The organism is Aequitasia blattaphilus, from assembly GCF_024721305.1.
Classification (GTDB): Bacteria; Bacillota; Clostridia; order Lachnospirales; family Lachnospiraceae; genus Aequitasia; species Aequitasia blattaphila.
The window spans coordinates 247,711-260,926 of sequence record NZ_JAMXOD010000002.1 but is presented as its reverse complement, the minus strand read 5'-3'; the positions used below and the strand labels follow the sequence as shown (position 1 = coordinate 260,926).

General features: G+C 39.4%; 13 protein-coding genes and 1 other annotated feature. Of the genes, 12 read left to right on the top strand and 1 reads right to left on the bottom strand.

The genetic code is table 11. The features are described from left to right. Positions 1-111 precede the first annotated feature (111 nt). Genes NHH15_RS02655 through NHH15_RS02645 form a run of 3 tightly spaced genes read left to right on the top strand, consistent with a single transcriptional unit; the run spans position 112 to position 1,409 of the window. Positions 112-657: a DUF3793 family protein gene (locus tag NHH15_RS02655; RefSeq protein WP_262065091.1), complete on the top strand. Its 546-nt coding sequence runs from the start codon at positions 112-114 to the stop codon at positions 655-657. 18 nt (positions 658-675) lie between these two features. Beyond that, positions 676-1,107 (top strand): flavodoxin, encoded by a 432-nt coding sequence (locus NHH15_RS02650; RefSeq protein WP_262065090.1) that lies wholly within the window; start codon positions 676-678, stop codon positions 1,105-1,107. Between the two features lie 17 nt (positions 1,108-1,124). Then, entirely contained in the window at positions 1,125-1,409 is a 285-nt protein-coding gene (locus tag NHH15_RS02645) for a DUF2325 domain-containing protein (protein WP_262065089.1), read from the top strand. 53 nt (positions 1,410-1,462) lie between these two features. Here the strand turns inward: NHH15_RS02645 and NHH15_RS02640 are convergent, their stop codons facing one another. Continuing rightward, the gene (locus NHH15_RS02640) at positions 1,463-3,430 is read right to left on the bottom strand and encodes an LTA synthase family protein (RefSeq protein WP_262065088.1); all 1,968 of its coding nucleotides are present in this window, start codon (positions 3,428-3,430) and stop codon (positions 1,463-1,465) included. A gap of 78 nt (positions 3,431-3,508) precedes the next feature. Here NHH15_RS02640 and thyA point away from each other — a divergent pair, with 78 nt between their 5' ends. From thyA to hslO, 9 genes are all read left to right on the top strand, one after another. Beyond that, complete coding sequence (gene thyA / locus NHH15_RS02635; RefSeq protein WP_262065087.1) at positions 3,509-4,357, top strand: thymidylate synthase; 849 nt, start codon at positions 3,509-3,511, stop codon at positions 4,355-4,357. A 9-nt stretch (positions 4,358-4,366) separates the two neighbouring features. Continuing rightward, complete coding sequence (locus NHH15_RS02630) at positions 4,367-4,858, top strand: dihydrofolate reductase (protein WP_262065086.1); 492 nt, start codon at positions 4,367-4,369, stop codon at positions 4,856-4,858. Continuing rightward, a complete protein-coding gene (locus tag NHH15_RS02625; protein WP_262065085.1) occupies positions 4,855-6,048 on the top strand; it encodes a glycosyltransferase family 4 protein in 1,194 nt (397 codons plus the stop codon). The genes NHH15_RS02630 and NHH15_RS02625 overlap by 4 nt, the downstream gene beginning before the upstream one ends. Then, positions 6,041-7,999, top strand: a complete 1,959-nt coding sequence (locus NHH15_RS02620) for a DUF2142 domain-containing protein (protein ID WP_262065084.1) — start codon at positions 6,041-6,043, stop codon at positions 7,997-7,999. The genes NHH15_RS02625 and NHH15_RS02620 overlap by 8 nt, the downstream gene beginning before the upstream one ends. 50 nt (positions 8,000-8,049) lie before the next feature. Next, positions 8,050-8,296: a binding site (T-box leader), on the top strand. A 49-nt stretch (positions 8,297-8,345) separates the two neighbouring features. Then, positions 8,346-10,031 (top strand): biosynthetic-type acetolactate synthase large subunit, encoded by a 1,686-nt coding sequence (gene ilvB, locus NHH15_RS02615; protein WP_262065083.1) that lies wholly within the window; start codon positions 8,346-8,348, stop codon positions 10,029-10,031. Positions 10,032-10,047: 16 nt separating this feature from the next. Beyond that, positions 10,048-10,545 (top strand): acetolactate synthase small subunit, encoded by a 498-nt coding sequence (gene ilvN / locus NHH15_RS02610; RefSeq protein WP_262065082.1) that lies wholly within the window; start codon positions 10,048-10,050, stop codon positions 10,543-10,545. Positions 10,546-10,554: 9 nt separating this feature from the next. Continuing rightward, the gene (locus NHH15_RS02605) at positions 10,555-11,577 is read left to right on the top strand and encodes a branched-chain amino acid aminotransferase (protein WP_262065081.1); all 1,023 of its coding nucleotides are present in this window, start codon (positions 10,555-10,557) and stop codon (positions 11,575-11,577) included. Next, the gene (locus NHH15_RS02600) at positions 11,567-12,340 is read left to right on the top strand and encodes a class I SAM-dependent DNA methyltransferase (protein WP_262065080.1); all 774 of its coding nucleotides are present in this window, start codon (positions 11,567-11,569) and stop codon (positions 12,338-12,340) included. Before NHH15_RS02605 ends, NHH15_RS02600 begins: the two co-directional genes overlap by 11 nt. Further along, positions 12,337-13,215, top strand: coding sequence for an Hsp33 family molecular chaperone HslO (gene hslO, locus NHH15_RS02595; protein WP_262065079.1), 879 nt, complete (start codon positions 12,337-12,339; stop codon positions 13,213-13,215). The genes NHH15_RS02600 and hslO overlap by 4 nt, the downstream gene beginning before the upstream one ends. The last annotated feature ends 1 nt before the right edge of the window (position 13,216 follow it).

The following is a 13,216-nucleotide window of genomic DNA, read 5'->3' as shown; positions in this document are numbered from 1 at the left end:
TAACAGTCCCTTACAGGGACAGAGCAAACCACCGGCTGAGCCGGTGGTCATGATTCTCTTATGATAATATTTTAAATGAAAATGAAAACCAATATCAAATAGGAGAAAGTTATGTCCCCTTTGCAAGTGACGATGCAGTGCGCACCTTTGTTGAAAGGCTTAAAAGTATCAACGGCCCTTCGAACAGATACAGAGGCATGTAGGTTAATAAGAGGTTTATTGAAAGGAACAAATATTAGATTTCGTTCTTTAGATTTTTTTGATCATAAGTGTCTCATTTTTTTGTATCGCGAAGAAGACTTAATGGGGTACCTGACACAGCCACAGAACCGAGAATTCCTGGAATCTTACGGATACCATGTATTTGAAATAGATGAGCTTTTAAAAAGATTAACTTTAAGAATTCGTCTGTTCAGAGAAAAAAACATGGGATTCCCTCATGAAATAGGTCTCTTCTTAGATTATCCTTTGGAAGATGTAAAGGGTTATATAAAGAACAATGGGAAGGGAAGTATTCTAACAGGGTATTGGCAGGTTTATTACAATAGAGCCGAAAAAGAAAAGATTTTTTCGGAATACAAAAGGGCAAAAAGTATCGCAGCAGCAGAATTTCAGGCAGGTAAGCCAATATCTGAGATTGCAGTAGCAAGGACGTAACAAAAGGAGGAAAATAAAATGGCAGTATCAATCGTTTATTGGAGTGGAACAGGAAATACACAGACTATGGCAGAAGCCGTTGCAAAAGGAGTTGAAGAAGCAGGGAAAGAAGCAAGCTTGATTCCTGTTTCAGAAGCAAACATTGATGTTTTAGCAAACGAAACAGCATTTGCACTTGGATGCCCATCTATGGGAGATGAAGTGCTGGAAGAGGGCGAAATGGAACCCTTTGTGGCTGAACTTGAAGGAAGAGTAAATGGAAAAAACATTCTTCTATTTGGATCTTACGGATGGGGCGATGGCCAGTGGATGAGAGACTGGGTAGAGAGAATGCAAGGTGCAGGTGCTACTGTTATAACAGGGGAAGGCGTTATTGCAAACGAGGATCCTGACGAGGATGGTATTGCATCTTGTGAAGCGGCTGGAAAAGAACTTGCATCCTTAGCTTAAGGAAGGGGTGAAGAACCATGAGTGTTGTAATCATTGGTGGCAATGAACGAATGGAACAGCAGTATAAGCAGATTTGCAAAAAGTATAAGTATAAAGCAAAAGTATTCACTCGAATGAGTGGAAATCTAAAGACTCAAATCGGACAGCCAGATCTTATTATTTTATTTACTTCAACGGTTGCCCATAAAATGGTACATTGTGCTTTGAAAGAGGCACAGAGGTTTGATATTCCGGTAGAACGCTCTCATAGTAGTAGTGCAAGTGCGTTGGAAGCAGTTTTGGAAGGAAATAGAGCCTCTTAATTAAGAAGAAAAGAGATTACATCACATTTTATCCTTGTGAGTAATCTCTTCTTTTATTTTCCAAATAAGTTTAGATATTGAACCTTCTCGTAATCTTGTAATTCTGAAGAGGTTGATGCCTCGTCATAAGAAATCCAGTTCCCGTTCGAATCAAGGACACCCCCGGTACTGATAACAGGATAAAGAGGATAAAGGGATGCCATATATTTGTTGTAGGTAGTGAGCTCCAGATTCGCTGCGTTTTTCGTGAGAATTGGAAGGTAAAACAAACTCATTACGCCGTAGTCCTTCGGCTGGATATCGTAATTGCTCCAGATAAAGAAAGGTGTCTGGTGTCTTTTTAGCTGCTTTACATCTTCACTGTCTGTAGAACCGGCTTCCAGCGCTTCGAATAAGGAATCTTCAACCATCGGAAAGTGATCTCCAAAAAAGCAAATCAAAACGGGATCCTCTTGGTTTTGAAAGAAATCAGTGAGCTCCTTAAGAGCTAAGTCCGATTGCTTCATACAGTTAATGTATTCTTCAGCCTCAGGGAAATCACCCTCTGGCTTTGTGATTTTAATTTTTTTCTCTATGAGCTCACTTTGGTATCCCCCATGATTTTGTATTGTAACATTGTACATAAAGAAGGGATCGCCAGTTTCTTTGTTTTCTTTCCATAAATCAATGACCTTATCATAGTCGCATTGGTCAGATATTGCATGGCGCAGGATATCCCGTTCTTCCAAATCATCCAGATAAAGAGTATTGTCAAAACCAAACCATTCATACACATTTTTTCGATTCCATCCATCAGGAAAGAGGGGGTGGAAGAAGGTTGTATTGTATCCCAGCTCCTTCATTTCGCTTCCTATATTCTGCGTATCTTTATCAACATAGTCTTGATAAGGAACTGCATCTGCCGGAAGGAAAGTGTTGGAAAATCCAGTAACGTATTCGAATTCTGAATTGGCAGTTCTTCCACCAAATACAGGAACATTTACATAGCCATGAAGAGAATTTTCATAAATCTCCCGGAAATTGGTTAAATATTCTTCAGAAGTCTCGAAATCTCCCAAAGAGCTAAAGTCTGCAAATGACTCATTCATAATCACGATGATATCTGGCTGTTTACCATTTAAATCTGATTCCACACTTAAGGTGTCGGATGCTTTGTCAGCACCTTCGGTTTCCACTTGCTGTGCATACACTTTATTGAAATTTTCTGGTTTTTCCATTCTTACGTAAGGAATATGGTTGACAAAATTCAACAAAGTACCAAAATCAGTAGCACTTTCGGCAACAGACCATACATAGGGCTCCATACCATGCTTTTCTACAAACTCTTTTGATAGAAGAACTTGATTGGTCACAAGAAAAAGAGCTGCGGCAAGAAGAAAATTCAGAGCAAATACCTTTTTCTTTTTTATCTGCCAACGGAAGCGAAGGGAGATAAAAATAATAAATAGTGCAACAATAATCAAGCGGTATTGATTGGCCTCAAATACAATATTGTAACCTTCCATTACATTAGAGGCAGTGTTTAAGGACTTGAAGTCTCCCGTATTGATAGCAGTTCCACGAAAGCTTAAGAGAAAATCGTTGGCCAAAGAATAAATCGTAATAAGCAAAGTTCCCAGTGAAACAGCTATTTGGGTGTTCCCTGTAATGAGATAAAGCATCAGAAAGGGAAATAAATAGTAAAAATAATTCATAACCACATAGAAAAAGGGTAATGAACCTACTTGAATTCCTGGTAAAGCCTCGGCAGTAAAGAAAAGAATGCCAGGAGCAGCCAGAAGTGAAATGAAAGATCCGGCAAATTGTATGTAGGGGTCATATTTTCCATAATTAATGCGAAAACAATTGAAAACTGCTAATAGCAGCAACAAAAAAAAGGGAAGTATAAAATGACTTTCCCGAAAACTGAATCCCCGGTGTGCATACCGTAGGACAAGTACTAATGCACTGATTAGGACAAGAGACACTAGAATATTATTTTCTTTTATTATAAATCGATTGCGTATTTTTTCTTTAAACATATCATCACTCCAACAAGTATTGTACTATAAAACTCATCGTGTTACAATATACAAAATGTCAATGAAAGGAACGATAAAATGAGTTATGCAGATAAAGTTTTTATAGATATGTGCCGAGATATTATCGATAATGGAACCGATACAAAAGGGGAAAAAGTACGTCCTGTTTGGGAGGATGGAACAGCAGCCTATACCATCAAGAAATTTGGGGTTGTGAATCGTTATGATTTGCAAAAAGAGTTTCCAGCCCTTACGCTGCGCAGAACGGGAATCAAGAGCTGTACAGACGAGCTGTTATGGATTTGGCAGAAAAAATCAAATAATATTAATGAGCTGAGCTCTCATATTTGGGATAGCTGGGCAGATGAAGAAGGTTCCATAGGCAAAGCCTATGGATATCAAATGAGTGTCAAGCATCAGTATAAAGAAGGCATGTTTGATCAAGTGGATCGTGTTTTATATGATTTAAAAAACAATCCATACAGCAGAAGAATCATGACGAATATTTACGTGCATCAAGACCTTAGTGAAATGGCATTGTATCCTTGTGCATACAGTATGACCTTCAACGTGACAAAAGACAAAAATAAAGAGAAGCTTACATTGAATGGAATTTTAAACCAGCGCTCCAATGATGTGCTGGCAGCAAATAACTGGAATGTATGTCAGTATGCTGTGCTTCTGCATATGCTGGCTCAAGTAAGTGATATGGAAGTGGGAGAGTTTGTACATGTGATTGCAGATGCACACATTTACGACCGCCACGTTCCTATGATAGAAGAACTGATTCAAAGAGAACCATTAAAGGCACCGAAGTTCTGGTTGAATCCGGAAATAAAGAATTTTTATGATTTTACAAAAGATGATGTTAAATTGATTGACTATGAAACCCATGAACAGATCAAAGGGATACCGGTAGCTATTTAGGAGGAAAAGATGAATTTAATTGTAGCAGTAGATAAGAATTGGGGAATTGGCAAGAATAACAAACTTTTGGTAAGTATCCCTTCAGATATGAAGTATTTTCGGGAAACCACAACCAATAAAGTGGTTGTGATGGGAAGAAAGACATTGGAAAGCTTTCCTGGTGGAAAACCATTACCAAACCGAACCAATATTGTAATCACAACCGATCAGAATTATAAAAAAGAAGGTGCTGTTTTTGTTCATGACATGGAGGCGTTAAAAAAGGAGCTTAAAAATCATGAAGAAAGCAATGTCTTTGTCATTGGCGGGGAGAGCGTTTATAAAGCTTTGCTTCCCCTCTGTAAAAAAGCATATATTACAAAGATTGACCATGCTTATGATGCAGACACTTATTTCCCTGATTTGGATCAGGATGAAAACTGGAAAATGACACAGACCAGTGAAGAGCAGACGTATTTTGACTTGGAATTCGTTTATACGATTTATGAAAGGATATCATGAGAATCTTAAGTGTCAGTGGGCAAAAGCCTTTTGCTACAGGAAGCGGCATCTATTTGCATGAAATTGTAAAGAGCTTTGCAAAGAAAGGATATGTCCAGGGAGTTGTTGCAGGAGTTGATCAAGAAGATTGTATAAGTCTGCCTGAAGAGGTGGACTTTTATCCTGTACATTTTAACAGCAAGGAGCTTCCTTTCCCGACGGTAGGTATGTCGGATGAAATGCCCTATGAAAGTACGCGATTTAAAGATTTGACAGAAGAGATGATTATCCAATATGAAGAAGCCTTTCGGAAAGTAATCCGTAAGGCTGTTTGGGAAGTTAAGCCGGATATTATCCTGTGTCATCATTTGTATTTTCTGACTGCTTTGGTGCGGAAAGAATTTCCTGAGGCTGTAGTATATGGTATTTGTCACAATACGGATTTGCGCCAGATGGAAAAAACGGATTTAAAGAGAGGGTTTATAAGAAGCCAGATTCAAAGGCTGAATAAGATATTTACACCGGGAGAAGCTCAGATTGGAATGATTCAGGATATATACCTTGCTTCACGAGAAAAGATACAGGTTATTGGAACGGGGTATAATCGAGAAATTTTCTGTTTACAACAGAAAAAAAGAACAGACTCTGAAATACGGCTTATTTTTGTGGGGAAAATTGCAATCAAAAAGGGCGCCCTGGATTTGATTCAAAGTCTTTCCCATCTTTCCTTTCCCAAAAATGAATTGGTTTTATCAATGGTGGGAGGAGCAGGCAACCAGAAAGAATATCAGCAGATTGTAGAGGCAGCAAAGAATGCACCCTACAAGGTGGAATTTCTTGGGAAACAGAACCAAAGAGATTTGGCAGAGCTATACAATGAAAGTGATCTGTTTGTTTTACCCTCCTATAGCGAAGGAATCCCTTTGGTACTAATCGAGGCACTGGCCTGTGGGCTGAAGGTAGTGATAACAGATTTACCGGGGATAAAGGAATGGATTAGAAGACGTCTGCCAGAGGCAAATATTCAATTTGTTCCACTGCCTGGAATGAAATATGCAGATGAACCGGTGGCGGAAGAACTAAGAAGCTTTCAAAGGGGGATTGCTCAGGGAATAGAGGCAGGTATTTCTGGCGATAATAATTATAAACTGGATGTAAGTGCATTGTCCTGGGACGGTGTAAGTGAAAGGATTATAAGAGGGAATGAGTAAAAAGAAGGCAATTATAATAGGAAGTTTTTTGGTCCTAATCATTGGATTTCTTGCAGTATTTTACAAGAGAGAAGTATTATCAGTGATGACGGAGCCAAATGTGATTTATAAAGAAATCAGAGGGATGAATATAGAAACCAACACGAAGGTTGGTTTAAGAGAAAAAGAGAGTGTCACGCAGAAAATTCATATGATAAGCAATGAAATCAGTGGACTGAATTTCACCTATGAGCGTGATGATATTGCACAGGGTCTGATTTACCTCACCCTGAAAGATCAAGATGGACAAGAGATTAAGCAATGGGAAATTATTGTAGAAACTATGCCGGAAAAGGAAACCTACAATGTGTTCTTTGAAGAGCCTTTGAAAGTCCATCCGGGGGACGTTTATACAATGGAGTTTACATCCAAAAAACTAGAAGGGGATGTACGGCTGATTACAGGACGGGATGAGTTAACGGACCGCTTTATTCATGTGGATGGGAAAGAGATTGATGAGAAGGTATTGGGATACGGAATTATCAATGGAAACTGCATGTCTATTAAGTGGATTTTTGGGCTGTTTGTATTTGGAGGATTTCTTTCCCTGGCACTTACAATTATTCTCATCTGGAAAAAGAAAGAAGTAGAAAAGATTTTTGTGACATCGATTCTTGTTTTAGGATGCATCGTGATTTTAATAATTCCCCCATTTATATCTCCAGATGAAGGGGTACATTTTATTACGGCCTATACCCAAAGTTCTAAATTACTAGGACGCCCCGTGACAGGAGATCAAGGAAGAGCTCTTGTGGATGGAGATGCATATATTTACCGTGTGTCACCGACTCTTAAGAGCAGAAGCAGCTATGTTCGTTTTTTCAAAGGTGCCATTGGACGGGAAGTCAGTGTTTCACCGAAAGAAGATATATTACGAAGTCCATTGAGCGTACCAGGTTTTGCCTATGCACCTCAAGTCATAGGGATATCAATTGGAAGGCTTCTCCATGTAAATGGGGAACAGCTAATGTATATTGGGCGTTTATTTGCACTCCTTTGTTATGGATTTATTATGTATTGGGCAATTAAGCTGCTGCCCTATGGGAAAAACATATACTATTTAATTGGTATTTTACCAATGACCCTTCAGATGACGACATCTTTTAATTACGATTCAGTTCTGTTAGGAAGCTGCTTCTTTTTAATCGCATATTTGTTGTACTTAAAAGAAAGCAAAAAGAAGATTGGCATAAAAGATTATATTCTGGTACTGCTTCCTATTATTGCCATAGCAGGTATTAAGCCTGTGTATCTTCCAATACTTGCAATTGCATTTTTGATTCCGAAAGAACGCTTTGGAAATGGAATCATCAAAACAATCGCTGCATGTGTAATGGGAGGCTGCGCAATTTTAACTACATTAATTACGCGGATGACAAATATATCAGGTTTAGTGAATCCAGAGATTGAAGGTGTGCCCCGATACACGATAGCTTCCGTACTGGGGAATCCAGTCAGCTCGTTGACGTATATGATGAATACCTTGATTGATAAGCTTTCGTACTATATTGAAACAATGGTTGGAGGACCTTACGGATGGCTGGAAATTGAAACACCATCCCTTCTGTTGGCATTCACCATCCTTTTGTTCGGATTGGCCGTGATTCAAAGGGACGGAAAAGTCCGCCATATATATGCAAAAGAAAGATGGTGCTATGGATTGATTAGTGTGGGAACCCTGTTTCTTCTGTTGTTTGTCATGATGATTGACCATACCACTGTTTTATCTCCGTATATTGAAGGGGTACAAGGCCGGTATTTGCTGCCAGTTCTTCCCTTGGTGCTATTAATGGTATCCAACAAAAGTGTTGTCCTTCGGAAGAATATAGATGCATATATTTATGTGGGAGCTAATATGGTTACCTTAACCACGATGTTCTATATTTTTAGAGAAATCATTCATTCTCCGTAAAAATGATTGACAACGGAGAAAGATTTCCCTATAATAAGATTAATTATCAGAGAAACGCGATGATAAGGAGGGCTATAAGTTAAGGAAGCAAAGAGAGAAGATGGTTGGTGTAAATCTTCGTGAGGAGCTTATAGTAGTAGCCTTTGAGCAGTAGAGTTGAACGAGTTTTTTAGTAGATTCTAACGTATTTCCCACGTTATAGGGAAGCAGTATCGGAAGAAGTTCCCGTACTGACAGAGTGCAAAGAGTAATCTTTGAATTTAGGTGGTAACACGGATAAAGTAATTCGCCCTAAGCTAATTTTAGCTTAGGGTTTTTTTATGATTGATTAAAGGAGGAAAAAAGAATGCGAAAAATCAGTGGGAATAAATTGTTGGTAAAAGCATTGAAAGAAGAAGGCGTGGATATTCTTTTTGGATATCCGGGAGCTTGTACAATTGATATCAGCGATGAAATATACAAGCAGGATTACACAAAAGTGGTTTTGCCCAGGCAGGAAGTTGCCCTCGTACATGAAGCGGATGCCTATGCAAGAACAACGGGGAAGGTAGGTGTTTGCCTGGTGACCAGTGGGCCAGGAGCGACAAATCTTGTAACGGGACTTGCGACTGCAAATTATGACAGTGTTCCATTAGTATGTTTTACAGGGCAAGTGTCCAGGCACTTGATCGGCAATGATGCATTCCAGGAAGTGGATATCGTTGGCATTACAAGAAGTATAACCAAATATGGGGTGACAGTTCGGAAAAGAGAAGATTTGGGACGGATTCTTAAAGAGGCATTTTACATTGCAAGAACGGGACGGCCAGGACCGGTACTGATTGATCTTCCAAAGGATGTTATGGCGGAGCTGGGAGAGGCAGAATATCCAACTGAGGTAAATATCAGAGGGTACAAACCAAATACCAGTGTACACATAGGACAGCTAAAAAGAGCCATAAAGATGCTGGAAAAGGCAAAGAAGCCCTTGTTCTTAGCAGGAGGCGGAATCAATATTGCAGGAGCCAATGCAGAATTTACGAAACTGGTTAATCAAACTCAAATACCTGTTATCACAACGATTATGGGAAAAGGAGCAATTCCAACCAATCATCCTTTGTACGTTGGAAATGTGGGGATGCACGGTGCTTATGCAGCCAATACAGCGGTACACAACTGTGATTTACTGTTTTCAATCGGAAGCCGTTTTAACGACCGTATTACAGGAAAGCTGCATTCCTTTGCGCCAAAGGCCAAGATTGTACATATTGATATTGATACTTCTGCGATTTCAAGAAATGTTCAGGTGGATATCCCAATCGTTGCAGATGCAAAGGAAGCAATTGAGAAGATGTTAGAATATGCAGTAGAGAATAAGAGAGAGGGTTGGATTGACGATATCGAAAAATATAAGGCAGAGCATCCTCTTACCATGAAGGAACATCCATATCTAACACCGAAAGATATTATTGATGAAATCAATGACATTTTCGACGAAGCTATTATTGTTACGGATGTCGGCCAGCATCAGATGTTTGCTTCTCAATTTGTTGAGTTAACAGAGAAAAAACAGATGATTATGTCTGGGGGATTAGGAACAATGGGATATGGACTTCCAGGCGCCATTGGAGCCCAAATAGGGAATCCAGACAAAACAGTTATTTCGATTTCCGGAGATGGCGGTTTCCAGATGAATTCCCAGGAGCTGGCAACAGCATCGATACAGGAGCTGCCAATAATTAATTGTATTTTCAACAATAGTGTATTGGGAATGGTGCGGCAGTGGCAAAAGCTTTTTTATGGAAAGCGATACTCAATGACAACACTTTGTGAGGAGGAATGTACCTATTTCCCAGACTTTGTTAAATTAGCCGAAAGCTATGGCGGCATGGGAATACGAGTTACGAAAAAGGAAGAGGTACGAGAAGCATTTTTAAAGGCCAGAGAAAGCAAGGTGCCGGTGGTTATTGAGTTTATTATTAATCCCGAGGATTTAGTATATCCGATGATAGAACCAGGTGGAACTTTAGTGGATATGATTATGGATTGTTAAAGCAGGAGGAGAAACGATGAAGAAAAGATGGATGTCATTATACGTGGAGAACCAAGTAGGTGTTCTTTCAAAAATATCCGGCTTGTTTGCAGGAAAATCTTATAATCTGGATAGTTTAACAGTGGGAACAACAGAGGATCCTACCATTTCAAGAATGACCATTGCAACAGTGAGCGATGATGAAACTTTTGAGCAGATTAAAAAGCAGCTGAATCGCATGGTTGAGGTGATTAAGGTAATTGATTTCACCGATATTTTTATACGGATGAAAGAGATTTTATATGTAAAGGTAAAGAAATGCACAAAAGACGATAAAACAGAGTTGTTCCAGATAGCGGATACTTTTAAAGCAAGAGTAATTGACTACGGGAAAGATAGCATCCTATTGGAATTTGTCCAAACTGCAACGAAAAATGACGCAGTAATACAATTGCTGAAAGAAAGCTTTAAAGAGATTGAGGTAGTACGAGGTGGAAGCGTTGGAATCGAATCAATCAGTATGATGGAAAGGTAAGGGAGAAAAGTGGATAAAGCAAACTTAGATTGGCAAAACATAGGTTTTGGATACATACAGACAGAAGAAAGATACGTAGCAAACTATAAAAATGGAGCCTGGGACAAAGGAGCATTGACAAAGGACGCAACGGTGGTATTAAGTGAGTGTGCCGGCGTGCTGCAATATGCCCAGACCATTTTTGAAGGATTAAAGGCCTATACAACAAAAAATGGAGACGTGGTAACGTTTCGGCCGGATTTAAATGCAAAGCGGTTAAATGATTCTGCAAGACGAATGGAAATGCCGGTGATTCCAGAGGAACAATTTTTAGAAGGTGTTCGTCAAGTTGTAAATGGCAACAGAGCCTATGTACCTCCCTTTGGAAGTGGAGCTACCTTATACTTACGTCCTTATATGTTTGGGTCAAATCCTGTGATTGGAGTAAAACCAGCGGATGAATATCAATTTCGAATCTTTGCCACACCAGTAGGTCCTTATTTTAAGGGAGGAGCAAAGCCTATTACCATTCGTGTGTGTGATTATGACAGGGCAGCACCAAATGGAACGGGACACATTAAAGCTGGGTTGAATTATGCAATGAGCCTCCACGCTATTGTGGAAGCCCATGAGCTTGGTTATGATGAGAATATGTATCTGGATGCAAAAACAAGAACGAAGGTAGAAGAAACGGGAGGCGCTAATTTTATCTTTATCACAAAGGATAACAAGGTAGTGACACCAAAATCTTCGACTATTCTTCCTTCTATTACAAGAAAATCCCTTCTGTATGTGGCGAAGGAGTATTTGGGCTTAGAGGTAGAAGAAAGAGAAGTGGATGTTGAGGAACTGAAAGATTTTGCAGAGTGTGGTCTCTGTGGAACAGCAGCTGTCATATCTCCTGTTGGAAAGATTGTGAACCATGGGGAGGAAATTGTATTTCCATCAGGCATGGATCAGATGGGGAAAGTAACCCAGAAGCTTTATGATACTTTAACAGGAATTCAAATGGGAGAAATTGAAGCACCTAAGGGATGGATTTATGTTATATAAGTCGTATGATTATTTGGCAGAAGTATATGATGAGCTTATGGATAATGTGCCCTATGATATCTGGTCTGATTTTATCATTCATATTTTAAAAGAGAATCAAATAGAAAATGGATTGATAGCAGATTTAGGATGTGGAACCGGTGCAATGACAGAAATTCTGGCAGAGCATGGATATGATATGATTGGTATTGATAATGCATCATCCATGCTTGAAATTGCAACGGATAAGAAGTTTGAAAAAGACTTGGATATTTTGTATCTGCTGCAAGATATCCGAGAGGTTGAGCTTTATGGAAGTGTGCAAGCTATCATAAGTATCTGTGATACCCTTAACTATATATTAGAGAAAGAAGAGCTAAAAAGAGTTTTCCAGCTGGTAGAGAAATATCTGGACCCAGGTGGGCTCTTTTTCTTTGACTTTAATACCGTTTATAAGTATGAGACAGTGATAGGCGACAGAGTAATCGCAGAAAACCGGGAAGATATAAGCTTTATTTGGGAAAATACTTATGACAAGGAAGAGGGAATCAACTGCTACGAATTGACATTATTTGTAAAAGAAGAAGAAATGTTGTATAACAAGTATGAGGAAATCCATTATCAAAGAGGATATACCTTAGACGAGATAAAAGAACTGATAGAAGATGCCGGCTTGGAGTTTACAGAGGCTTTTGAGGATTATCAAAGAAATCCAGTAAAGAAAAAGAGCGAAAGAATCTGTGTGATTGCAAGGAAGGCAGCAAAGAAAGAGGAGATTAAATGAAAGACTATATGATTAGAGGTACGGCGGCCAATGGTGAAATCCGTATCTTTGGAGCATATACAAAGAGTACAGTAGAAGAAGCAAGAGAGAGACATGATCTGAGTCCCGTAGCATGTGCTGCTTTGGGACGTTTGCTGACAGGTGGTGCTATGATGGGATTGATGATGAAAAATCCTTCTGATGTGCTCACTTTGCAGGTACATGGAGATGGACCAATTGGAGGTATTACTGTTACAGCCAATGCAAAAGGAGATGTGAAGGGGTATGTGAATCATCCCCACGTTATGCTGCCGCCCAATAGCAAGGGAAAGCTTGATGTAGCAGGAGCAGTTGGAATTGGCTTGCTGTCTGTTACAAAGGATATGGGGCTAAAAGAGCCATACTCCGGCCAAACAATATTGGTAACCAGTGAAATTGCAGAGGATTTAACGTACTACTTTGCAAACTCAGAGCAAGTACCATCATCCGTAGGGTTAGGGGTCTTGATGAACAAGGATAATACAGTAAATTGTGCCGGTGGTTTTATCATCCAATTAATGCCCTTTGCATCGGAAGAGACAATCACAGCATTGGAAGAGAACCTAAAAGGATTCGATTCGGTGACACAGTATCTGGAAAAAGGTTATACGCCTGAAATGCTCGTGCAAGAAGTACTGGGAAATATTGAAATGGAAGTGCAGGAGAGTGTGCCCGTACAGTTTTACTGTAATTGCAGCAAAGAGAATGTGGAAGAAGTAGTTGCCAGTGTGGGAAGGAAAGAAATTGAAGAAATGATTGAAGAAGGCGAGACCATTGAGGTGAAATGTCATTTCTGTAACAGTGCTTACCACTACACAGTAGAGGATTTGGAAAGAATACTAGAAAGAAGTAATTAAG